Origin of the sequence: Nonomuraea roseoviolacea subsp. carminata, from assembly GCF_024172185.1 — a bacterium.
Classification (GTDB): Bacteria; Actinomycetota; Actinomycetes; order Streptosporangiales; family Streptosporangiaceae; genus Nonomuraea; species Nonomuraea roseoviolacea.
The window spans coordinates 2,068,915-2,090,171 of sequence record NZ_JAMZEC010000001.1; the positions used below are offsets into that span (position 1 = coordinate 2,068,915).

Annotated in this window: 20 protein-coding genes and 1 other RNA gene; 8 read left to right on the top strand and 13 right to left on the bottom strand. The window is 71.2% G+C overall.

Going from position 1 to position 21,257, the window contains the following annotated elements:
• The first annotated feature begins 61 nt into the window (after positions 1 to 61).
• The gene (locus HD595_RS09375; protein ID WP_253767603.1) at positions 62 to 1,579 is read left to right on the top strand and encodes an alpha/beta hydrolase; all 1,518 of its coding nucleotides are present in this window, start codon (positions 62 to 64) and stop codon (positions 1,577 to 1,579) included.
• A gap of 61 nt (positions 1,580 to 1,640) precedes the next feature.
• Here the strand turns inward: HD595_RS09375 and HD595_RS09380 are convergent, their stop codons facing one another.
• The 5 genes from HD595_RS09380 to HD595_RS09400 form a co-directional block, all read right to left on the bottom strand.
• Positions 1,641 to 3,695: an ATP-binding protein gene (locus HD595_RS09380; RefSeq protein WP_253767605.1), complete on the bottom strand. Its 2,055-nt coding sequence runs from the start codon at positions 3,693 to 3,695 to the stop codon at positions 1,641 to 1,643.
• A 189-nt stretch (positions 3,696 to 3,884) separates the two neighbouring features.
• Entirely contained in the window at positions 3,885 to 4,040 is a 156-nt protein-coding gene (locus tag HD595_RS09385) for a hypothetical protein (RefSeq protein WP_175587533.1), read from the bottom strand.
• 158 nt (positions 4,041 to 4,198) lie between these two features.
• The gene (locus HD595_RS09390; protein WP_253767607.1) at positions 4,199 to 5,149 is read right to left on the bottom strand and encodes an alpha/beta hydrolase; all 951 of its coding nucleotides are present in this window, start codon (positions 5,147 to 5,149) and stop codon (positions 4,199 to 4,201) included.
• Entirely contained in the window at positions 5,146 to 6,315 is a 1,170-nt protein-coding gene (locus HD595_RS09395; RefSeq protein ID WP_253767609.1) for an FAD-dependent monooxygenase, read from the bottom strand. The genes HD595_RS09390 and HD595_RS09395 overlap by 4 nt, the downstream gene beginning before the upstream one ends.
• Positions 6,305 to 6,778 (bottom strand): GbsR/MarR family transcriptional regulator, encoded by a 474-nt coding sequence (locus HD595_RS09400; RefSeq protein WP_253767611.1) that lies wholly within the window; start codon positions 6,776 to 6,778, stop codon positions 6,305 to 6,307. The genes HD595_RS09395 and HD595_RS09400 overlap by 11 nt, the downstream gene beginning before the upstream one ends.
• Positions 6,779 to 6,938: 160 nt before the next feature.
• On the opposite strand from HD595_RS09400, the gene HD595_RS09405 reads away from it, so the two are divergent.
• Positions 6,939 to 7,775, top strand: coding sequence for an alpha/beta fold hydrolase (locus HD595_RS09405; protein WP_253767613.1), 837 nt, complete (start codon positions 6,939 to 6,941; stop codon positions 7,773 to 7,775).
• A gap of 12 nt (positions 7,776 to 7,787) precedes the next feature.
• Here HD595_RS09405 and HD595_RS09410 read toward each other — a convergent pair whose 3' ends face one another.
• Positions 7,788 to 8,861 carry a serine hydrolase domain-containing protein gene (locus HD595_RS09410; protein ID WP_253767615.1) on the bottom strand — a complete coding sequence of 358 codons (1,074 nt, stop codon included), beginning with the start codon at positions 8,859 to 8,861 and terminating at the stop codon, positions 7,788 to 7,790.
• Positions 8,862 to 9,001: 140 nt separating this feature from the next.
• On the opposite strand from HD595_RS09410, the gene HD595_RS09415 reads away from it, so the two are divergent.
• Positions 9,002 to 9,886 carry a GNAT family N-acetyltransferase gene (locus HD595_RS09415; protein ID WP_253767617.1) on the top strand — a complete coding sequence of 295 codons (885 nt, stop codon included), beginning with the start codon at positions 9,002 to 9,004 and terminating at the stop codon, positions 9,884 to 9,886.
• 7 nt (positions 9,887 to 9,893) lie between these two features.
• Here the strand turns inward: HD595_RS09415 and HD595_RS09420 are convergent, their stop codons facing one another.
• A complete protein-coding gene (locus tag HD595_RS09420) occupies positions 9,894 to 11,117 on the bottom strand; it encodes an oxygenase MpaB family protein (protein WP_253767619.1) in 1,224 nt (407 codons plus the stop codon).
• 211 nt (positions 11,118 to 11,328) lie between these two features.
• Between HD595_RS09420 and HD595_RS09425 the strand changes: the two genes are divergently transcribed.
• The 3 genes from HD595_RS09425 to HD595_RS09435 all read left to right on the top strand — a co-directional run bounded on the left by HD595_RS09425 (position 11,329) and on the right by HD595_RS09435 (position 13,564).
• Positions 11,329 to 11,988: a TetR/AcrR family transcriptional regulator gene (locus tag HD595_RS09425; RefSeq protein WP_253781111.1), complete on the top strand. Its 660-nt coding sequence runs from the start codon at positions 11,329 to 11,331 to the stop codon at positions 11,986 to 11,988.
• A gap of 66 nt (positions 11,989 to 12,054) precedes the next feature.
• Positions 12,055 to 12,201, top strand: a complete 147-nt coding sequence (locus HD595_RS09430) for a hypothetical protein (RefSeq protein ID WP_253767621.1) — start codon at positions 12,055 to 12,057, stop codon at positions 12,199 to 12,201.
• A gap of 79 nt (positions 12,202 to 12,280) precedes the next feature.
• Entirely contained in the window at positions 12,281 to 13,564 is a 1,284-nt protein-coding gene (locus HD595_RS09435; protein WP_253767623.1) for an erythromycin esterase family protein, read from the top strand.
• Positions 13,565 to 13,632: 68 nt separating this feature from the next.
• Here HD595_RS09435 and ssrA read toward each other — a convergent pair.
• From ssrA to ftsE, 5 genes are all read right to left on the bottom strand, one after another.
• Positions 13,633 to 14,016: a transfer-messenger RNA gene (ssrA, locus tag HD595_RS09440) on the bottom strand.
• A gap of 560 nt (positions 14,017 to 14,576) precedes the next feature.
• Positions 14,577 to 16,451, bottom strand: coding sequence for a penicillin-binding transpeptidase domain-containing protein (locus HD595_RS09445; RefSeq protein WP_253767626.1), 1,875 nt, complete (start codon positions 16,449 to 16,451; stop codon positions 14,577 to 14,579).
• On the bottom strand, positions 16,448 to 16,915 hold the full coding sequence (gene smpB, locus HD595_RS09450) for an SsrA-binding protein SmpB (RefSeq protein ID WP_175600672.1): 468 nt from the start codon (positions 16,913 to 16,915) through the stop codon (positions 16,448 to 16,450). Before smpB ends, HD595_RS09445 begins: the two co-directional genes overlap by 4 nt.
• 23 nt (positions 16,916 to 16,938) lie before the next feature.
• Positions 16,939 to 17,850, bottom strand: a complete 912-nt coding sequence (gene ftsX, locus HD595_RS09455; RefSeq protein WP_253767628.1) for a permease-like cell division protein FtsX — start codon at positions 17,848 to 17,850, stop codon at positions 16,939 to 16,941.
• Positions 17,851 to 17,870: 20 nt separating this feature from the next.
• Entirely contained in the window at positions 17,871 to 18,560 is a 690-nt protein-coding gene (gene ftsE / locus HD595_RS09460; protein WP_020541427.1) for a cell division ATP-binding protein FtsE, read from the bottom strand.
• 203 nt (positions 18,561 to 18,763) lie between these two features.
• On the opposite strand from ftsE, the gene HD595_RS09465 reads away from it, so the two are divergent.
• The gene (locus HD595_RS09465) at positions 18,764 to 18,955 is read left to right on the top strand and encodes a hypothetical protein (RefSeq protein WP_253767630.1); all 192 of its coding nucleotides are present in this window, start codon (positions 18,764 to 18,766) and stop codon (positions 18,953 to 18,955) included.
• A gap of 26 nt (positions 18,956 to 18,981) precedes the next feature.
• Here HD595_RS09465 and prfB read toward each other — a convergent pair whose 3' ends face one another.
• Complete coding sequence (gene prfB / locus HD595_RS09470; protein ID WP_253767632.1) at positions 18,982 to 20,100, bottom strand: peptide chain release factor 2; 1,119 nt, start codon at positions 20,098 to 20,100, stop codon at positions 18,982 to 18,984.
• A 47-nt stretch (positions 20,101 to 20,147) separates the two neighbouring features.
• On the opposite strand from prfB, the gene HD595_RS09475 reads away from it, so the two are divergent.
• Positions 20,148 to 21,191 (top strand): DUF8094 domain-containing protein, encoded by a 1,044-nt coding sequence (locus tag HD595_RS09475; protein WP_253767634.1) that lies wholly within the window; start codon positions 20,148 to 20,150, stop codon positions 21,189 to 21,191.
• The last annotated feature ends 66 nt before the right edge of the window (positions 21,192 to 21,257 follow it).

Genomic DNA, 21,257 nt, shown 5'->3' on the forward strand with positions numbered 1-21,257 from the left:
CCATAATCAGGGGCCAACCAGGCAAAAAACCCAGACGCGGCCGCCAGACGAGGACACTGCCATGCGACGCCTACCGAGGGTGATCACACCCGCACTCGCCGGCCTGCTCATCGCGGGCCTGGCCGCCACCGCGCAGCCCGCCCAGGCCGCCCAGCTCTCCCCGGCCGCCCCGGTGGCGCGGAGCGCCCAGGTCGCCCAGGCGGCGCCGGGCACGCCCGCCGCGCTCACCGCGTACTACGGCCAGCGGCTGGCCTGGAAGGCGTGCGGCGGCGCGTACCAGTGCGCCAGGCTCAAGGTGCCGCTCGACTACGCCCACCCGGCCGGCGACCGGATCGAGATCGCGGTGATCCGCCTGCCCGCCACCGGCAGGCGGATCGGCTCGGCCGTCATCAACCCCGGCGGCCCCGGCGGGTCGGGCATCGAGGCGGCCAGGAACGCCGACGCCTTCCTGTCCCCCGCCGTCCGCGCCCGCTTCGACCTGGTCGGCTTCGACCCCCGCGGCGTCGGCGCCTCCACCCCCGTACGCTGCTTCACCGACGCCCAGCTCGACGCCTACTACGCGATCGACCGGACGCCCGACACCGCCTTCGAGGTCAAGAACCTCGACCTGGCCCAGAAGCAGTTCGCCCAGGCGTGCAAGGCCCGCTCCGGCAGGCTGCTGCCCCACCTCGGCACCCCCGACGCGGCCCGCGACATGGACGTGCTGCGCGCCGCCCTTGGCGAGTCGCGCCTGACGTACGTGGGCTTCTCGTACGGCACCTTCCTCGGCGCCACGTACGCCGACCTGTTCCCCGGCAGGGTGCGCGCCCTGGTGCTCGACGGCGCCATCGACCCCACCCGCACCGGCGACGAGGTCGGCACCGGCCAGTCCGGCGGCTTCGGCGTGGCCTTCGACTCGTTCCTGCGCGACTGCTTCAGGCGCGCCGGCTGCCCGTTCCGCACGCACAAGCTGAGCGCGGCCAACACGAAGCTGGAGGCGCTGCTCAAGCGGGTGGACAGGGCGCCGCTGCGCAACGAGTACGACGGCAGGCAGGCCAGCGAGTCGATCGTGATCACGGGGATAATGTCGGCCCTCTACAGCGAGTCGGCCTGGCCCGTGCTGCGCCAGGCGCTGGCCGAGGCGTTCCAGGGCGACGGGACCAGGCTGCTGCTGCTCGCGGACTCGTACAACGAGCGCCGGGCCGACGGGACGTACGCCAACAGCTTCGCCGCCCAGGAGGCCGTCGACTGCCTCGACCACCCCGCCACCCACAAGCCCGACCCCAGGAACGGCACCTCGCCGTGCGACTACTGGCCGGTCAGGCGCAGGACGTCGGTCCGGCCGCTGCGGGCCGACGGGGCGCCGACCATCCTGGTGATCGGCACCCTGCGCGACCCGGCCACGCCGTACAAGTGGGCGCAGGCGCTGGCCTCGCAGCTCTCGTCCGGCGTGCTGCTCACCTTCGACGGCGACGGCCACACCGCGTACCGCAAGGGCTCGGCGTGCGTGGACAGCTACGTGGACCGGTACCTGCTCACGCGGACCGCCCCCGCGAACGGCGCGAACTGCCCGAAGATCAAGGCCGTGACGTCCAGGTGACGACGTCCGGATGACACAGAGGACACGCCCCGGCGCCCGCCCTCGGCGCCGGGGCGTGCGGCTATTCACCGACCACGTACGGCATCGCCCGGTCGAGCCCGAGCCGCTCCCCGCCGCGGAAGGCCGCCGTGTACGCCCGCTGACCCAGCGCCTCGCGGGTGCGCGCCACGCAGTTCCGGTGGTCGCGCTGGTGCGGCCAGAACGTGGCGGGCGAGGCCCCCATCGCCTGCCAGAGCGCATGGGCCACGCCGAGCATGCGGGCGGCGCGCTCGTAGCGGCCGTACGACCCGGCGATCCAGGCCAGGACCTCGACGCACTCCGCGAGCCCCCACCGGTCGTTGATGGCCTTCCTGATGGCCATCGCCTCCTTCAGCATCGCCTCCGCCCGCTCCGGATTGCCCTGGTGCCAGGCGGTGATCCCGACGGCGAACAGGGCGTACCCGCGCGAGGGCTCGGCGCGCCGCTTCTCGCACAGCGTCAGGAACTCCTGGGCCAGCTCAGCGGCGCGCTCGGGGTCCAGCTCGGCGCTGAACGAGGCGTCGTAGTACAGGTTGATGCCCAGGGCGCTGAGGTCGCCGCGGTCGACGTGCGCGGCCCGGGCCTTCTCCATGAGCGTCATCCCGCTCCTGGAGTCGCCCTCCGAGAAGGCGACCATGGCGGAGACCTGCGTCGCGAACGCCCGCGTCTCGTCGTCACCTGCCTCGCGCGCCAGCCGCTGGGCCTCCTCCAGCATGTCCTCCGCCTCGGCGCGGTCGCCCTGGTACAGGGCGAGCGTCGCGGCCGCCCACAGCCCGGTCCGGCGGGCCCGCGAGTCCGGCGGCACGAGGTCGAGCCCCCGGTCCAGCCAGTGGCGACCCTCGGTCATGGAGCCCGCGAGGATCCAGTAGCCCCACATCGCGGCCACCATGTCGAGCCCGCAGGGGCAGTCCTCCGGCTGGGCGTACGACAGGTCGAGCGCGACGCGGATGTTGGCCAGCTCCGCCACCAGCTCGCGGTAGCGGGCGAGTTGCTCGGGCACCAGCCGGTCCACCCGCCGCTCGGTGACGAGCCGGTGGTAGTGGTCGCAGAAGCGCCGCCGCAGCGCCTCCTCCTCGCCACCGGCCGCCAGCTTCTCCCGGCCGTACGAGCGGATGCTCTCCAGCATGTGGTAGCGGACGCCGTCCTCGTGCGGCTCGGCGACCAGGATGGACTTGTCCACCAGCCCGGCCAGCAGCTCGAACACGTCCCCGGGCTCGATGCCGTCGCCCTGGCAGACCTCCTCGGCGGTGTCCACCTCCACCCCGCCCGCGAACACCGACAGCCGGCACCACAGCCGCCGCTCGGCCGGCGTGCACAGGTCGAAGCTCCAGTCCACGGCCGCGCGCATCGTCTGGTGGCGCGCCGGCCCGTCGCCGCCCGCGCCGGCGTCGAGGATCTCGAACCGCTCGTCGAGGCGGCGTTCCAGCTCATCCACCGGCGTGGAGGCGAGCCGCCCGGCCGCCAGTTCGATGGCGAGGGGGATGCCGTCGAGGCGGCGGCAGAGCCGGGCGAACACCCGGGCGTCCGCGCGGTCCAGGGTGAAGCCGGGGCGCACCCGCGCCACGCGGTCGGCCAGCATGCGGACGGACTCGCTGCGCGTGATGTCGCGGGGCGCGGCGGCGGGGTCGGGCACCGACAGCGAGGGCACCACGAGCACCTGCTCGCCCGCCACGCCGAGGATCTGCCTGCTGGTGGCCAGGACGCGCAGCCGGCCGGCGCCGCGCAGCAGCCCGTCCACGAGCTTCGCGCACGCGTCCAGCAGGTGCTCGCAGTTGTCGAGGACGAGCAGCATGCGCCGTTCGGCCAGGTAGTCGACCAGCACGCTCATGGGGGACGGTCCGGCGTCGCGCACGCCGAGCGCGGTCGCGACCGTCGGCACCAGCAGGTCCGGGTCCTCCAGGGAGGCCAGCTCGACGATCTCCACCCCGTCGTCGTACGCCGGCCCCAGCGCCTCGGCCACCCGCATCGCCAGCCGGGTCTTGCCGACCCCGCCGGCGCCGGTGAGCGTCAGCAGCCGTCCCCGCGCCAGCAAGCGCCGGGCCGCGGACACCTCGCCCCGACGCCCGATGAAGGTGGACGTCTCAGCGGACGTCAGCACTGGATGTAGCACGGCTTGTACACGCTCTCGCCGCCCCCTGCCGGCTTCCCCGCCGGTCGCGCGGTCAGCCGATGACCGGCACCGTTCCTCCAGGTTAAGCGCAGAGCGCGCGGAACGCACCAGCGCGTTCCCGTCGGCGGCTCGGTCGCCGGCGCGGCGGACGTGGGTCAGCCGCGCCGGCGACCGTTCTCACCACCAGTACCGCCGCCCGCCCACCGGCCGCCCGACCGAGCCGAGAACCAGGAAGACGACGCCGATGAGCAGCAGGATGCCGCCGATGGTGTAGAGGATCGAGATGCCGAGCAGCCATCCCAGCACCACGAGTATCAGACCGAGAATGATCACATTGCCCTCCATGGACAACCGGGACTGCCCCGGACTCGCATCTCCACTTCCCAGAGATCGGCCTCTATCACGATCTTGACCTTGTTGTGACGGAGATATGTGCGGAGCCGCCGCGGCGGGCGTCCCCGGTGGGCTCAACCCCGGGACGGCCCTGACGTCTACTGAGGAGCGAACTCGGGGCGCAGGCCCTTGGCGCGTACCTCGCTGGCCGGCGGGGAGGGAACAAACGGTTCTGCCTCGATGAGGTGTCGGCGGAACCACTCGGCCGCGAGGCTCATCGCCCGGCCGAGTCCGGGTTCCACGGACAGGCCGCGCTCGTCGTAGGGCAGGATCTCCAGGCGTTTCGGTTCGCGGGCCCGGTCGTAGGCGGCCAGGACCTCGTCGATGTCGTGGGTGAGGTCCTCACGACCGGTGACCAGGAGGAGCGGCCGGGGAGCGACGCGCTCCAGGAACGCCTCCGGCGTCCACAACAGGATCTGGGCCAACGACTCGGCCTCCACCTCGTCGTCGAAAGTCGGGAAGACCTCCTTGGCCAGTTCCAGGTAGTCCACGATGTGCGGATCTCCGGTGCCGAGCAGCGGCATGCGCATCCCGCAGCCCGTCTCGTACCGTTGCCGCAGATCCTGGTCGACCACGTCGAGCAGACCCTGGACACCGGCCCGGCCGCGGGCCTTCTCCATCGCGCGCCAGCCGTTGAACATGCTGGGGTTCTGGCAGACGACGCATCCGACTCGGCGGTCGATCGCGGCCGCCTGGATCGCCACTGTGGCGCCCAGGCTGTGCCCCCACAGCCCGATCCTGGCCGCGTCGACCTCGGGGCGGCCTTGCAGACAGGTGATGGCGTTGCGGACGTCGTCTACGTAGCGGTGCGGGAAGACCTGGCCGCGCGGCCGGCCCTCGCTGGCGCCGATGGTGCGGTAGTCGATGGCGAGGACGGCGAAACCTGCCTGAACCAGGTAGGCGGCGCCCGGCGCCAGTGCCTCTTTGACCATGTGGACGCTGTGGCCCATCACCACGCCGGGCACTGGCCCGTCGGCTTCCTGCGGTAGGTAGAGGTCGGCCGCGCAGTGTACGTCGCCGCTGCGGAACCTGACGTGCTCGATCGTCATCGTGTGCCTTCCGTGGACAGAGTGGGAGGGGTCCAGTCCCAGAGCCGGGCGCTCTTGCGACGGGCCACGCCGGAGGAGGCCAGGCGGGTCATCGTGGTCATGAGCCGGTAGGTGGTGCCGCTGGTGGACAGGCTGAGCTTGGGGTCGGCCCTGGCCATGCGCTGCACCTGCTGGGTGCGGGTGCGGCGGGCCTGGTCGTAACGGGCGAGGAACTGTGGGACGGAGCTCGTCGCGGCTGCCTCGGCGGCGAGCACGACGGCGTCCTCGAGCGCCTGGCAGGCGCCCTGGGCCAGGAAGGGGGTCATCGCGTGGGCGGCATCGCCCAGCAGCGCGATGCGGCCCTGGGCGTACGAGGGCAACGGGTCCAGGTCGTAGATGTCGTGGCACAGCACCGCTTCGGGCGGCGTGGCGGCCAACAGGGTCGGGATGGGCTCGTGCCAGCCGCGCGTCCTGGCCGACAGCTCACGGAGATCGTCGTCGAAGCGCAGGCCCGGCTGCTCCTGACGGACGGTGAGGAACCAGAACACCCGCTCGCCGATCAACGGGTGCGCGCCGAACCGGGCGCCGCGGCCCCAGGTCTGGAACCCGCGCACCGCCCGGACCGCGCCCGGCCTCGTCACCCCGCGCCAGCACAGGATGCGCTGGAAGACGGGCTCGGGCGCGTCGGGCCAGACGCGGCGGCGTACCGTGCTGTGGATGCCGTCGGCCCCGACCAGCAGATCGGCCCGCAGCTCGCCGCCGTCCCGGCAGGTGACCGTGACGCCGTCGCCGTCCTGGCGGACGCCGGTCACCTCGGCGCCGGTACGGATCCGCTCGGCCGGCACGTGGCCGGCCAGCACGCGCTGCAGGTCGGCACGGTGGTTGGCGAGCAGCGGCGCGTCGGCGGCCGGCTGGAACCGCATCAGGTGGGTCCCGTCCGGCAGTCGCATCGTGGCGCCGGCCTCGGTGGGCACCGAGCATGCCCGGAACTCCTCGCCGACGCCGAGGGCGTCGGCCGCGCGCAGCGCGTTGGGTGCGAACGACCAGCCGGCGCCCACCTCTCCCAGCTCCCGGGCCTGCTCCAGCACGGTCACGTTCCACCCGCTGCGCAGCAGGCCGACCGCCGCGGCCAGCCCGCCTATCCCGGCTCCGGCCACGATGGCGCTGCGGCCCTGCTCACGCCTCATCGGAATCTCCCTCGTGCCGCGGCCCGGGCATGCTCGCGAAGGCCTTGTCCATCCAGTCGAAGACGTTGTGCGCCGCGCGCAGCCGCCCGGTGCGCGCCGGATCGGAGCCGGCCAGCTCCATGCCCGCCGCGGTGATCTCACGGAACGCGGCCAGGCCCGCGACCCTGCGCCGGACGACCCGTTCCCAGGCGTCGTCGTCCACCCGGTAGTAGTGGGTCTTCTGCCCCGGACGGGTGCGGCGGCGCACGAATCCGGCGTCGATGAGCAGGCGCATGCTGGTGGCCAGCGACGCCCTGCTCGCGCCGATCGCCTCGGCGATCCGGCCCGCCGACTGCTCCGGCGGGTCGCAGATCATCAGCCAGGCCAGCACGCGGCCGGCGATGGGCGGCACGGCGTACTCGTCGATGCAGAACGCCGCCGCCTGCTCCACCCACTCCAGGATGCGCTCCCGGTCGTCTGTCATTCCAGCCGCCTGTCTGTATCGTCCATGATGTTCAGTATGTACTGAATATTGTGGAGATACAAGCAGCTTGCCGGGATGTACGTGGCCGTTACGCCGTCAGAAGATCCGCCAAGAACGAAACCGCATGGGCCATAAGTCCGGTCTGGGCTAGGTTGCCGGAATGCGTGAAGTGATCACCCCGGACGGCCGCACCCTCGCCGTCGAGGAATGGGGCGTGCCCGACGGCACCCCGGTCTTCTACCTGCACGGCACCCCGATGAGCCGGCTGGCCCGCCATCCCGACGACACCCTGTTCACGGGCCTCGGCATCCGGCTGATCACCTTCGACCGGCCCGGGTTCGGCGGCTCCACGGCCCGGCCGGGGCGGCGCGTCGTGGACGGCGCCGACGACGTCGCCGCCGTCGCGGACGCCCTCGGGCTCGGCCGGTTCGCCGTCTACGGGGTCTCCGGCGGCGGCCCGCACGCCCTGGCCTTCGCCGCCCGCCACCCGGACCGCGCCCTGCGCGTCGCCTCGCTGGCCGCGCTCGCGCCGCGCGACGCCGACGGGCTCGACTGGACGGCCGGGATGATGGCCGGCAACGTCCGCAGCGCCGAGGTGGCCCTGCTGGACCGCGACGCCATGACGGCCCACCTCGGCGCGGACGCCTCGGCGCCGCCCCGGCTGCCGGACACCGAGGCCGCCGTCCTCAGCCGTCCCGAGGTCAGCGCCATGCTCGGCGCCGCGTACGCGGAGGCGGTGCGCCCCGGCCTCGACGGCTGGGTGGACGACGCGTTCGCGCTGTTCGGCAGCCCGTGGGGCTTCGACCCTGGCTCCATCACCGTGCCGGTGCGGCTGTGGCACGGCGAGCTGGACACGGTCGTGCCGGTCGCCCACGCGCGCTGGCTCGCCTCCCGCATCCCCACCGCCACGCTCACGGCGCAGCCGGACGCGGGGCACGCCGGCCACTTCGACGCCACCCCGGCCATCCTCGCCTGGCTCCTGGAGCCGTCCGGCTGAGGCCGGGCCCGCTCAGCGGGCAGGAGCGCACAGGGCGGCGTCGAAGGCGGCGAACAGGTGGCCGTCGTCCTTCGGGGTGCCCGTGACGTAGACGGTCGCGGCCCGGCCGGCGCGGTCGCGCCCGCTGAGCACCCGCACGCCCGGCAGGCCGCCGTCGTGCATCCAGACGGGGCCGCAGCTCAGCGGGTAGGTGTAGACGCCCAGGCCGTAGCGGCTGCCCGCGGGGTCGTCGCCCGGGACGGCGTGGGCGGTCATGGTGCGCAGCGTCGCCTCGGGGACGGACTGCCAGAAGCGGTTCAGGTCCTCGGGGGTGGAGACCAGACCCCCGCCCGCCCCGAACGCGTGCCCGGGCAGCCGGGTCTGGTCCGCCTCCCCCGCGTCCGGAGCCGCGGGGTTGACGCCGTACGTGTGGGCGTGCCGGCCCCGGATGCCCAGCTCGCCGCTCCTGGGCCAGTACGTGCCGGGCAGGCCCTTCAGCACGCCCTCCTCGGTGACCCGGCGGAAGTCCTGGCCGGTGACCTTCTCGATGATCATGCCGGCGACCAGGTAGTTCGTGTTGGAGTAGGACCACCGCTCGCCGGGCTTCGCGACGGGCTCGCGGGTCAGGGCCAGCCTGAGGTGCTCGGCCGGGACCGCGGGCTTGGTCCAGTCGACCAGGTCGAAGTACTCGGGCAGGCCGCTGGTGTGCTGGAGGAGCTGGCGGACCGTGATCGGCGCGCCGCGCAGCGAGCCGGGCAGGTACCGCTCGACCTCGGCGTCCAGGTCCACCTCGCCCGCCTCGGCCAGGCGCATGAGCGCGGCCGCGATGACGGGCTTGGTGACGCTGGCCGCGCGGAACCGGCCGTCGCCGCCGACCATCGGCGCGCCGGTGCCGCGCCGCGCGGTCCCCGACGTCCAGGTGGTGGTCCGGCCGTTCCGGTCGCGTACGGACAGGACCGCTCCGGTCATGCCGTCCTGGGTGGTGAGCCGGTCCAGCCGTTGCTGGACGTCCGGGCGGTGGGCGGCGGCGAGGGCCGGGGAGGACGCGCTCAACAGGACGATCGCGGCGGTGGCCGCGGCGAGGTACTTACCCACCATCGTGGACATCTCCTTGTTTCCGGGTGACGTCCTCATCCTTGATCGTCCGCCGCCCGCGATCAGTCACGCGTCCCGGCCTCCCGTGGTAGGGCGGGCACCACCGTGAAAACCGATCGCCGTCGCGTCGCCCCGCCGACGACAATGGCGCGATGGTGAGCAAGCGCCCCTACGCCGACGCCGACCTGCCCCTGCTCCAGCGGAGCATGGCCGACTGGATCGCCCGCGCCGGCCGCTGCGGCTACGACCACATCGGCGAGCTGCCCCACCGCATCTACGAGAACCTGCGCGGGCGCCGTCCCGTCGGCGAGGTCGTCCACGTCTGGGAGCAGGCCGGCGCGCCGGCCGGGCTGACCGTCAACACCCGCTTCGGCAACGCCTTCGACGTCTTCACCGCCCCCGAGTTGCGCGGGACCGAAGCCGAGATCGCCATGATCGAGGACGCCGCCGCGACCACCGGCCAGGGCGCCGCCGAGGTGCTCACCGACGTCTGGGACTGCGACCACACCCGCATCGAGGTGCTGGAACGCCTCGGCTTCAGCCGCTTCCGCGTCTGGGACGACGTCCAGGAGATGGCGCTCGCCGACGCCCCGCCGGAGCCGGAGCCCCTGGCGGGCTTCACCGTCCGCCACGCCCGCCTGTCCGACGCCGCCCACCTGGCCGAGGCCCGCAACGGCGCCTTCCAGGCGGGCTGGACCGCCGCCGAGTATCGCGACGAGGTCATGCGCAAGCCCGGCTACGACCCCGCCCGCGAGATCGTCGCCGAGGCCCCGGACGGCCGCGTCGCCGCCTTCGCCGTCTACTGGACCGACGAGCGCAACGGCCTCGGCCACTTCGAACCCGTCGGCACCCATCCCGCCTTCCGGCGCCGGGGCCTGGCCCGTGCGGTGATGCTGCACGCCATGCACCGCATGAGGCCGCTGACCACCGTCACCGTCAACCACAACGCCGAGAACCTCGCGGCCCGCAAGCTGTACGAGAGCCTCGGCTTCACCCCGCGCCACCAGACCTACGGCTACCGCCGGCGGCACCCCTGAACCGTGATCAGCCGGGCCGGTTGCCGGTCGGGATCACGATCTTGGTCTGCGCGCCCTTGGTGAGGTAGTACGTGGTCCACGTCTTGACCGCCTCGTCGAGGAGCCAGGCGGCGGCGGGCACCAGCGGCAGCCCGATCAGCCCCTCCCGGAACTGCACGAGCAGCGGCCAGGCGGTCCTGACCACGGGGTCCCACAGCGGCTCGCGGGGGATGCCGTTCCAGTCGGCCGCCTGGTCGCCGGTGAGGTACCTGGCGAAGGCGTTGACGAGATGCCTGTCGATGCCGCCGGGACTGGTCAGCTCCGCGAGCATGCCCCGCAGGGTCGCGTTCAGCTCCACCCCCTCCGTGGTCGGCCCCATGTTCCTGGGCAGGACGATGTCCGACTGTGCGTACGCGGAGTCCCAGGTGGCGGGCATGAACTCGTCCCTGATGCCGAGCATGTGCCCCATCACCTGCAGGCCGTGCAGGTATCCCGCGGCCTCGGCGGAGGAGATGCGCACCCGCCACTCGCGCATCCCGCGCATGGAGTAGGTCGCCAGGGTGTGCCAGGTGACGAGCATGTCCTCCTGGCTGATCGGGACGGGGCCGGGCCAGTGGGGGGACGACTTCAGCAGATGCCGCACCGCCGCGTGCACCAGCCTGGTCTTCACGGCCTCGACCACGGCCGTGCCGCCGGCCGTCCAGGCGTTCCGGGGCCTGATCGCGTACGCCAGGATGTTGGTCTTGGCGACCCGGTCCTTCAGGTCCGCGCCGCCCGCGGAGTAGTAGACCGCGCGGGCCTCCTTGGGGATGGCGGTGGCCAGCATGCCGGCGCCGACGATGGCGAGGACGACGATGTAGTTGCCCTTGAGGGTGTGGAAGCGGGACCCGGCGTCCAACTTGGCGGGATCGGCCCACGACGGGAGCTGACGCGCCTGCTCGATGAAGGCGCGCAGGTCGTCCGGCAGTCCCGCGGGCAGGGGCTGGTCGTTGTGGTTCCAGTCGTACAGCAGCCGGTTGACCTCGGGGATGACGCCGCGGTCGAACAGCGAGGCGAGGAGCGGGTCGGCCACGTCGTCCCACACCCACCGGGGGTCGGCGCCGCTGCCGGAGCCCGCGACCGAACCGCCGGCCGGCCAGGTCCAGTCGCCGGACGGGGAGTCGGCCCGGGCCGGGGAGGCCACCCCTAACGCGCCGAGCGCTCCCAGGGCGGTGCCCGAGATCAGTATCTCGCGCCTGCTCAGCTCTGCCATGCTCTGCACTCCTTCGAGGTGGGGGGTCCCGCTCAGGGTGTGCGATCGGCGATCCGCGTCCGCGTTCGGCGCGTTCGCGAGAGGGTGATACTCAGAAACAGATCATGAGTCTATGTATCATCATCAGACCACAACGTGACGGAGATCACAAGACCGTGGTGAGGCAGAATCGACACAGGAGGTGATCGTGGAGTCTGTGCTGTCCGCGTTCATGGCGCCGTCGGACTCGGAGTCGTTGCTGGAGCGCGCCTACGTCGACGCCGTCGAGCGGGTCGACGACCTCGACGAGCTACGGACGCGCATCCTCGACGCGGCGTACGAGCAGTTCTGCCGGCTGGGGATCAGGCGCTCCACCATGGAGGACGTCGCCCGGCTGGCGAAGGTGTCGCGGATCACGGTCTACCGGCGGTTCGACTCCAAGGACACCCTGGTCGAGCACGTGGTGCGCCGGGAGTTCCGCCGCTACTTCGACCGGTTCCTCATCGACATCGAGCAGGCCGACACCGCGGCCGACAGGGTGGTCCTGGGCTTCGTGTCCTCGTTGCGGGCGATTCGCGGCAACCGGCTGATCGGCGGCCTCATCGCCACCGAACCGGACCTGCTCGTCCCCTCCATGACGGCCGACGGCGGCCAGACCCTCGCCACCGTGCGGCAGTTCGTCGCGGGGCAGCTCCGCCGCGAGCAACGCGCGGGCAACGTGCCGGACAGCCTGGACGCCGACCTCGTGGCCGAGATGATGGTGCGGATCTCCACCTCTTTCCTGACGATCCCCAGTGCCGTCGTCGACCTGGACGACGAGGGGCAACTGGCGGCGGTGGCCCGCCGGTTCCTCGTACCCATGCTGGAGCCGCCCACCCGTGGCCCTCAGTAAGACGGTGAACAGCATCAGCGACCCGAAGTGCCCGTGGTTCGACGAAATGGACGACTCGAGCCGGTGGTGACTGGTGAACGGCAGCCCGTTCCCGCAGGCCACGCCGGCCTCGGCGGGTCGAAGCAGGGGCCCTTCCTCGTCCGCGGGCCCCTGCACGAACGCGTCCACTACGTGGACCTGACGACAGGCAAGCTCTGGCGCCGCAAGCACTGACACGGTGGTGCCAGCCTTACCGGCAAGAGGCCGGTCCACAGGATCGAGACGGCGAGGGCCGATCCCTACGGTTGAACGCATGAACAAGCTCTCCCTACTGACGTTCGGCCTGGTCGCGGCGCTGGCCGCGCCGATTCTGGCCGCCCCGGCCCACGCCACTTCCGCCACTTCCGACAAGTCCGACAAGGGGGTCGTGGCCGGGCTCGACCGATACGCCCGCCCGCTCAGCGACTTGAACGCGCTGTCCGAGATGACCCGCGACGCCTCGATCGTGGGCATCGGCGAAGTGACCCACGGGTCAAAGGAGCTGTTCACCGTACGCAACCAGATATTCCGGCACCTGGTCAGAAACCAGGGCTTCACCACGATCGCCCTTGAGGCGCCCTGGTCGGCGGGCGTCCGGCTGGACGAGTACGTCCGCACCGGAAAGGGCGACCTGCGCACGATCATGCGCGAGGACTTCCAGCACTCCTACGGCTTCTGGCAGACCAAGGAGTGGATGGACCTCTACACCTGGATGCGCGAGTACAACCGCACGGCCCGCCACAAGCTGCGGGTCATGGGCTTCGACATGGGCGACGTCCATCCGGACCAGTACCGGCGAGTGATCGCCTGGGCCGAGAAGAACAAGCCCGCGATCGCGCCCGATCTGCGCCGCCGCTACGCCGATCTGCTCGCCCTCCCCGGCGGTACGGCGGAGCGCATGGAAGCCATCGCCGCCCTCCCGGCGGAGCGGCGCAAGACCCTGGCCGAGAACGCCGAGGCCGCCTACCGCCTGGTGGAGAAGGCTCCCCCGATCGTGGCCCAGGAGGCGCGGGTCATCGCGCAGATGGCCACGATGTACACCCTGGACGGCCCCGCCATGCACCGCCACCGCGACAGGTCCATGGCGGAGAACACGTGGTGGTGGAACCGGCACACCGGCCTGAAGACGGTGGCGGCGGCTCACAACGGCCACATCGGCTACGTCTCGGCCTGGCCGGAGATGTACCCGGTCACCCAGGGCGCCCATCTGCGCGCGATGGCCGGCAAGTCCTACGTCGCCATCGGCACCACCATCCACAGCGGCCGGTTCCGCGCCATGGATCCGAAGACCGGCAAGATCGGGGTCTTCGACACCGGCGCCCCGGGCACCGGCAGCAGCGAGCACACGCTCGACAAGGTCCGTCACCGCGACTATCTCCTGAGCCTGCGCCAGGCCGGCCAGAACCCGGCGGTGCGCACCTGGCTGGACACCGCCCGCCCCACCTACACGATCCCGGCCACGTACCTGCCCGAGATGTTCACCAAGCCCCTGGCCCTGGGCAAGGCCTACGACTCGCTGATCCACCTCCACCGCGTGAAGGCCGCCGACCCCCTCTGAGCCGCGCGACTCCTGCCCGTACAACGCAAAAACGGCGGTGTCCGTGAGGGCACCGCCGTTTTTGACATGAGTGGAGGTGGCGGGAATCGAACCCGCGTCCTTCAACCCCAAGACAGGGCTTCTCCGGGCGCAGCCTGCTGTGCTTTTCTCAGCCCCGGCGATCACGCAGGCGAGTCGCCGACGGGCTCAGCCACTGTTTGGTTTCCCGATCACCCCCGTGGCCGGGTTGATCGGTTGAGCCTTCTAGCGATGCCAGGTCCCGGGCCGAAGGCGCTCCCGGGCTGACAGTGGTTTCGCTACTTAGGCAGCGAGACCCAGGGAGTCCTGGGCCACCACAGTGCGCTTGGAATTGGCACTTGTTGTTTGCGGTCACAGGATTAACGAGGTTATGTCCGCAGTCCTCGGCCCGCTTCACCTGACTTGCAAGGTCAAAGTCGAAGCCAGTCACCCCCTGTGCAGTTGTCAACACGGTCTCCGCGCTTGCGCGCAGTGCTTCCGAGCGGGGACCGAGCAACATGAAGATACAACCCACAACGCCTGCGATGCCAACTTGATTCCCGGCGTTCCCCCCGCGTTCGCCCGCCGCCGGTGGGCGGAATACGGCGAAACCCCCGGGAACGCGGCCTGAAGCGCACGTTCCCGGGGGCCGACCGGCAGGGTCGAGCCGGTCCGACGGCAGGACTTCCCCCGAGATGAAGTCCTGGTCTCATCGCGATGACTGGAACCGCAACCCCCCGAGCGGCCCAGTCATTCTGTAAGACGCCGCCGGAGGCCCGGCGGGTTGCTCCGCGCCGTCAGCGTTGCGTCAGGACCTCGCCATGGAACGGCATGACCCTACGCGCCCCGCCTCCGGCGCTCCACGGGCCGAGCCGGCGGCCGACGGTGCGCCCACGGGCCGAGCGGCCGACGGTGCGCCCCACGGTCGGAGCCGACCGACAGTGCGCTCCACGGGCCGAGCCGGGTGGCCGCCGGCGCGTCCCGTGGGCCGCGCCGGCTCCTGCCGGGCCGAGCCTCAGCCCTGGTCGCGCAGCGCGCCGAAGAAGTCGCCCGCGATGGCCGCCGGGTTGTAGTTCTTGGCCAGGACGGCGATCGCCAGGTCGCCCTGCCAGCCCACGAACCAGCGCTGCCGGCTGCTCTCGTCACCCGCCGCCGCGGACACCCCGTACACCTGCCCCCGGCCCGCCTGCGCGGGCGAGCCCTTGGCGCCCGCCTGCATCATCGCGGTCAGCGTCGCGCGGACCTTCGGGTCGAGCGGCACCGGCTGCGGCGTCGGCGCGGGGGCGATCTCGCCCGTGGGGTCGGGCGACTTGGGGTCGGTCACGAGCACGGGCGGACGCCACGTGCCGGAACCGACCGCCGCCGCGACCAGCGCCATCGACAGCGGGCTCATCTGGACGCTCTCGCCCGCGATGGCCTTCGCCTTGTCCGCGTCGCTGCCGAGCTCGCCGACCGAGCCGCTGAACGACTTGAGCGGGAGCTGCCACGACTGCCCGATGCCGAACGCCTTGGCGCTCTGCGCGAGCGCCCCCGCGTCCACCAGGCGGGCCAGCGAGGCGAGGGCGGTGACGCAGCCCCTGGCGAAGTTCTCGGTGAGCGTCGGCGCCGGCTCGCTCACGCCGGCCGCCTGGCCCGCCTCGACGAACCGGGCGCCCCCGACCGTGCGCTCCGCCGGGCACGCCAGCCGCAGCTTCGGGCTCACGTTGCCCTTGACCAGGGCGTCGGTGGCGATGATGGAGAACGTGGTGCCGGCCGGGAACTTGCCGGCCAGGGCGTCCTTCTCCTGGTTCATACCGCTCGTGGCGACCGCCCGGATCTCGCCCGTCGCCTTGTCGACCGCGACGAGGGCGCTGGTCCGGCTCTGCTCGACCGCCTGGTCGGCGGCCTGCTGGACGGCGCTGTCGATGGTCGTCTTGACCGACTGGTTCGCGCGGCCGGGCCACTCCTTGAGCACCGCGACGTCCTTGCCGGTCTTGGCGTCGAGGATGACCACCTTGGTCTGCGTGGAGCCGGTGAGGTAGTCCTGGTACGCCTTCTGCAGGCCGCTCTGACCGATCGAGTCGCCCGCGCGCTGCGGGCCGCCGAGCTTCTGCTCGTCCTCGGGGGTGATGGCGCTGACCTTGCCGACCAGGTCCTTGGGCTCCTTGGGGGCGAGCGGCTGCGGCTGCGGCTGCACCGTGAGCTGCTCGATCTGGGCGAGCCGGTCCTTCAGCACCAGGTAACGGGTGCGGCCGAAGTGGGCCAGCGGCACCATCCGGTTCGGCGGGGACGACCGGATGCGGTTGAGCAGCCGGTCGTGGGGGAAGCCGGTGATCTGCGCCAGCCGCTGCACGACCTCCTCGGCCTGCGCGCCGAGCTGCGAGGGCACCACGCCGGCCACGTACAGCACCTGCGGGCTCTGCAGCGAGTCGCCGTTGCGGTCGTTGATCGGCTGGCGCGGGATCGCCTCGGGGTCCACGGCGAACCGCTGCCCCTCCTTGAGCTGCGGGTGGATGACCGAGGGCGACCAGCGCACCTTCCACAGGCCGTCGACCAGGTGCAGGGGCAGCACGCCGTCGTAGCCCCACAGCGGGCTGTTCTCGCCCAGGTCCACCTCGGCCCGGAAGTCGGCCTTCGCCTCGTCGCCGTTCAGGGTGACGTTCTTGATCTTGAAGCGGAAGGACGCGGCGTCCAGCTCCAGCTTCACGTCGGACAGCGTCTTGCGGACCGCCGCCTCGTCGCCGTCGGTGCGGCGGGCCGCGAGCTCGTAGTCGCCCGTCTGCCAGCCCACGAGGAAGTCGCGCAGCGCGTCGTGCGGCGACGACTCCTCGAAACAGCCGGTCAGAGTCGTGGACGCGACCGCGAGCGTGGCGAGCGCGGACAGCGTACGGCGAAGGCGGGGACGGCTCATCGGTTGCGGTGGCGCAGTGCCCTGGCCATCTCCCGCTTTGCCTGCTGCTCGGCCAGCGTCTGCCGCTTGTCCCAGTCCTTCTTGCCGCGCGCCACGCCGATCTCGACCTTGGCCCGGCCGTCCTTGAAGTACAGGGAGAGCGGCACGATCGTCAGGCCGCCCTCCTTCACCTTGGCGGCCAGCTTGGCGATCTCCTTGCGGTGCAGCAGGAGCTTGCGCTTGCGGCGGGCGGCGTGGTTGGTCCACGTGCCCTGGGAGTACTCGGGGATGTGCACGTTGAGCAGCCACGCTTCGCCGTCGTCGATGGTGGCGTATCCGTCGATGAGCGAGGCGCGCCCCTCGCGCAGGGACTTGACCTCGGTGCCCTGCAGCACGAGGCCGGCCTCGTAGGTGTCCTCGACGTGGTAGTCGTGCCGAGCACGCTTGTTCTGGGCGATGACCTTCCGCCCCGTCTCACGTGGCATGCCTCGACCTTACCGGCGTTCCTCTAGACCCTGAGATAGCGGCGGAGCGTGACGAACGACGCCAGGATACAGATCAGCACGCCGATCACCATCGTGAGGGAGATGGCCGTCGCCACCTCGTCCCAGCCCAGCGGCGCCCCGATGGCGATGAACTTGGTGATCTCCTCGAACATGAAGACCTTCGCCACGATGAGCAGGACCGCGGCCAGCACACCGCCGATCAGGCCGGCGATCATGCCTTCCATCACGAACGGGAGCTGGATGTAGAGGTTCGAGGCGCCGACCAGGCGCATGATGCCGGTCTCACGACGGCGGTTGAAGGCCGACAGCCGGACGGTGTTGCCGATCAGCAACGCGGCGGCGAGCACCAGGATGACGGCGATGGTGATGGCCGCCCATCGAAGCGTGTCGAGCATGCTGAAGAACTTGCCGATCAGCTCTCTCTGATTGATCACCTGAGAGACGCCCGGCAGCACCTCGGCCGCCTTCACGATCGGCTCGTAGTTCTCGGGATCGGTCAGCTTGAGCCGGAACGAGGTCGGCATGTCCTTGACCGTCGCGGCGTCGATCAGCGCCTTGTTGGTGGAGAAGGACTGCTTGAAGTTCTCGTAGGCCTGCTTCTGGTCCTCGTAGATCACCCCGCCGGGAGAGACACCGGGGATCTTCTCGAGCTGGGCCTTGAGAGCGGCGGTCTCCTCGGAGGTGACGCCCTTGCCCTTGCACTTCTCGGCAGCGGAACCCTGATTGCAGAGGAAGACCGAGACCTCGACCTTGTCGTACCAGTAGCTCTGCATCATCGAGACCTGCGAGTTGATCATCAGGCCGACGCCCAGCATCGCCATGCCGACCGCCACAGTGATCACCACCGCGATCGTCATGGTCAGGTTGCGACGGAGGCCGATCCAGACCTCGGAGAAGATGAAATTCGCCCGCATGGTTTGCCTGCTGCTCCCTGTCAGTACGCCTGGCCGTACACGCCACGCGACTGGTCGCGGACGATCTTGCCGTCCTCCAGCTCCACGACACGCTTGCGCATGGAGTCGACGATGGCCGCGTCGTGCGTGGCCATGACGACAGTAGTGCCGGTTCGGTTGATGCGGTCCAGCACCTTCATGATGCCGATGCTCGTCGCCGGGTCGATGTTGCCCGTCGGCTCGTCGGCCAGCAGGATCATCGGCCGGTTGACGAACGCGCGCGCCATGGCGACACGCTGCTGCTCGCCACCGGACAGCTCGTCGGGCATGCGGTGCGCCTTGCCCTCCAGGCCGACCAGCTCGATGACCTCGGGCACCACCTTGCGGATGAAGCGCCGCGGCTTGCCGATGACCTCCAGGGCGAACGCCACGTTCTCGTAGACGTTCTTGTTCGGCAGCAGCCGGAAGTCCTGGAAGACGCAGCCGATGCGGCGGCGCAGGTGCGGCACCTTGAAGTTGGAGAGGCGGGCCAGGTCCTTGCCGGCGACGTGGATGGCGCCGGAGTTGGGCCGCTCCTCCTTCAGGACCAGTCGCAGGAACGTGGACTTGCCTGATCCCGAGGGACCGACGAGGAACACGAACTCGCCCTTGTCCACGTCCACCGAGACGTGGTCGAGCGCGGGCCGGTTCTGGTTCGCGTAGACCTTGGTGACATTATCGAAATGGATCACGAGAGCATCACGGCATGCCAGTCTAGGGGTCAGGACGGAAGCGAGGGTGGCACATGCCCACTTCCCGCCGCGCGGCCGTCGGGGACGTCTTTCTTTACCGATGATCGACGTTCCGATTGGCCAGGGGACAGTCTAGGGGGAAGACTGGCATGGAACGTCCATAACGGAAACAAAACGATTGTGCGGCTACACTTGGGGCTGACATGAGTTGCCAACACCTCGTCTGCGCGCAGTGCGCCCACCCGGTCATCGAGGGTCGCTGCGCGGTCTGCCGCGCCAACCGCGAGCGGATGCACAACCACGGCTTCGCCGGGCTGTCACCCGCTCTCATCGTCGGGCTGCTGCTCGCGCTGTTGTTCCTGACCCTCGTGCTCAAGCACCTGAGCGGCCTCTAGGGGGCGCCGGGGGCGCCCGGACGGCTCTAGACGGCCGCCTCGGACTCCTGCCGGCGCATCCAGCGGATCTCCGACTCGATGAACCCGTCGAGGTCGCCGTCGAGCACGGCCGACGGGTTGCCCGCCTCGGTGCCCGTGCGCAGGTCCTTCACGATCTGGTACGGGTGCAGCACGTAGTTGCGGATCTGCGTGCCCCAGGACGTCGTCGTGGCGCCGCGCAGCTCCGACATCTTCTCCGCCTCCTCCTGGCGCTTGCGCTCCAGCAGCTTGGCCTGGAGCACGGCCATGGCGGTCGCGCGGTTCTGGAGCTGGGAGCGCTCGTTCTGGCAGGAGACCACGATGTTGGTCGGCAGGTGCGTGATGCGGACGGCCGAGTCGGTCGTGTTGACGCCCTGGCCGCCGGGACCGGAGGAGCGGTAGACGTCGACGCGGATCTCGTCCTCGTTGATGTCGATGTGGTCGGTCTGCTCGACCACCGGCACGATGTCCACGCCGGCGAACGACGTCTGGCGGCGGCCCTGGTTGTCGAAGGGGCTGATGCGCACCAGGCGGTGGGTGCCGTGCTCACCGCGCAGCGTGCCGTACGCGTAGGGGGCCTTGACCGTGAACGTGGCCGACTTGATGCCGGCCTCCTCGGCGTAGGAGGTCTCGTAGACCTCGGTCGGGTAGCCCTTGCGCTCGGCCCAGCGGAGGTACATGCGCAGCAGCATCTCGGCCCAGTCGGCGGCGTCGACGCCACCGGCCTGCGAGTTGATCGTCACCAGCGCCTCGCGGGCGTCGTACTCCCCCGACAGCAGGGTGCGGACCTCCAGCGCGCCGATGTCGGAACGCAGCGCGGCCAGCTCCTTGTCGGCCTCGGCGCGCGTGTCGTCGTCGCCCTCCTCGGCGGCCAGCTCGTAGAGCACGCCGAGGTCGTCGAGCCGGCGCGCCAGCCCGTCGACGCGGTTGAGCTCGCCCTGCAGGTGGGACAGCTTGCTCGTGACCTTCTGCGCCTGCTCGGGGTCGTCCCACAGGTCGGGGGCGGCCACCTGCTGCTCCAGCTCCTCGATCTGCTTGCGCATCGCGTCGAGGTCGAGCACGTCCTGGATGCTCCGGAGCGTGCCCGCGAGCTCGTTGATCTCTTCTGCCGGATCGATGACTGCCACGTCTCCCAAGGGTACGCGACCCTCACGCGCCCGAATAACATGGCGAGGTGCGTGCATCCGGTCGGCTCAGGACGCTGGCGCTCGCCGCCGGGCTGCTGGCCGGCGCGACCGCCTGCTCAGGCGGCTCCGCCGCGCCTCCGTCGGCGTCCGTGACGCGCGCCGCCGTCACCTCCTCGGCGACCGCCACGCCGGCGCCGCCGCCCCCCGAGGTCACCCGGGCCCAGGCGGGCGAGGTGTTCTCCACGCTGACGGCGACCGACGACGTGCTGCGGGCCGCCGCGCCCAAGCTGCGCGACGGCACGCTGCGCGACGCGCTCGACCTCACCCGCGACGCCGAGGCCCAGCTCACCACGGCCGCCTACCAGTCCACGGGCTACCATCCGCCTCGTTACGAGTGGGGCTCGCCCGTCCTGTACGTGCCCCGCTTCCCCGCCGGCGCGGAGTCGCCGTGGTTCACCGCCCTGGTGACCCGTGACGGTCATCCGACGCTGCTGACCTTCGCCAGGGTCAACAGGGGCGCCGAGTGGCAGATCAGCGCGGTGACCCGGCTGCTGGACGGGCAGGACCCGCCGCCGGTCCAGCTCGACTCCGAGGGCTACGCGACGGCGCTCGACCCGGGCGACAAGAGCGTGACCATCAGCCCGCAGTACATGGGGCCGCTGCACGCGACGGTGGCCGAGGCGGGCGCCACCGGGGTGGCGGCGGGCCTGATCGCGCCCGGCCCCTACACCACCGACCTGGCCGAGGAGATCAGCGACGAGCGCACGGCGGCCAAGGAGGACGGGCTCAGTTACGACTCGATCTTCAGCGGCAACGACTACCCGGTCTACGCGCTGCGCACCCGCGACGGTGGCGCGCTGATCCAGTACTCCCTGTCGCGCAACACGACCACGACGGCGCAGACCAACGTGAAGGACTTCATCCCGGTGCCCGACGACGCCCAGTGGGCGATCGACGAGCCGAAGGTCCGGCGCACGCTCAAGCTGACCGAGACGCACCAGTACGCCACGGCCGTGCCGCCGGCGTCGGCGCCGGCGGCCGCCCGGGTCATCGCCCACGAGGGCGGGCTCACCCGCGCCTCGGGCGAGTGAGCCGGGGCACGTGACACCGGCGCCGCGCGACGCCCCGGCACGTGACACCGGCGCGCGACGCCTTGG

What these genes read in the sequence shown, in the direction of transcription:
- HD595_RS09375 (WP_253767603.1), top strand. Translation starts at nt 62, where the DNA reads ATGCGACGCCTACCGAGGGTGATCACACCCGCACTCGCCGGCCTGCTC.
- HD595_RS09425 (WP_253781111.1), top strand. Translation starts at nt 11,329, where the DNA reads ATGGCGCCGTCGGACTCGGAGTCGTTGCTGGAGCGCGCCTACGTCGAC.
- HD595_RS09415 (WP_253767617.1), top strand. Translation starts at nt 9,002, where the DNA reads ATGGTGAGCAAGCGCCCCTACGCCGACGCCGACCTGCCCCTGCTCCAG.
- ftsX (WP_253767628.1), bottom strand. Translation starts at nt 17,850, where the DNA reads ATGCGGGCGAATTTCATCTTCTCCGAGGTCTGGATCGGCCTCCGTCGC.
- HD595_RS09390 (WP_253767607.1), bottom strand. Translation starts at nt 5,149, where the DNA reads ATGACGATCGAGCACGTCAGGTTCCGCAGCGGCGACGTACACTGCGCG.
- HD595_RS09465 (WP_253767630.1), top strand. Translation starts at nt 18,764, where the DNA reads ATGAGTTGCCAACACCTCGTCTGCGCGCAGTGCGCCCACCCGGTCATC.
- HD595_RS09405 (WP_253767613.1), top strand. Translation starts at nt 6,939, where the DNA reads ATGCGTGAAGTGATCACCCCGGACGGCCGCACCCTCGCCGTCGAGGAA.
- HD595_RS09420 (WP_253767619.1), bottom strand. Translation starts at nt 11,117, where the DNA reads ATGGCAGAGCTGAGCAGGCGCGAGATACTGATCTCGGGCACCGCCCTG.
- smpB (WP_175600672.1), bottom strand. Translation starts at nt 16,915, where the DNA reads ATGCCACGTGAGACGGGGCGGAAGGTCATCGCCCAGAACAAGCGTGCT.
- HD595_RS09445 (WP_253767626.1), bottom strand. Translation starts at nt 16,451, where the DNA reads ATGAGCCGTCCCCGCCTTCGCCGTACGCTGTCCGCGCTCGCCACGCTC.
- HD595_RS09395 (WP_253767609.1), bottom strand. Translation starts at nt 6,315, where the DNA reads ATGAGGCGTGAGCAGGGCCGCAGCGCCATCGTGGCCGGAGCCGGGATA.
- HD595_RS09435 (WP_253767623.1), top strand. Translation starts at nt 12,281, where the DNA reads ATGAACAAGCTCTCCCTACTGACGTTCGGCCTGGTCGCGGCGCTGGCC.
- HD595_RS09410 (WP_253767615.1), bottom strand. Translation starts at nt 8,861, where the DNA reads ATGTCCACGATGGTGGGTAAGTACCTCGCCGCGGCCACCGCCGCGATC.
- HD595_RS09400 (WP_253767611.1), bottom strand. Translation starts at nt 6,778, where the DNA reads ATGACAGACGACCGGGAGCGCATCCTGGAGTGGGTGGAGCAGGCGGCG.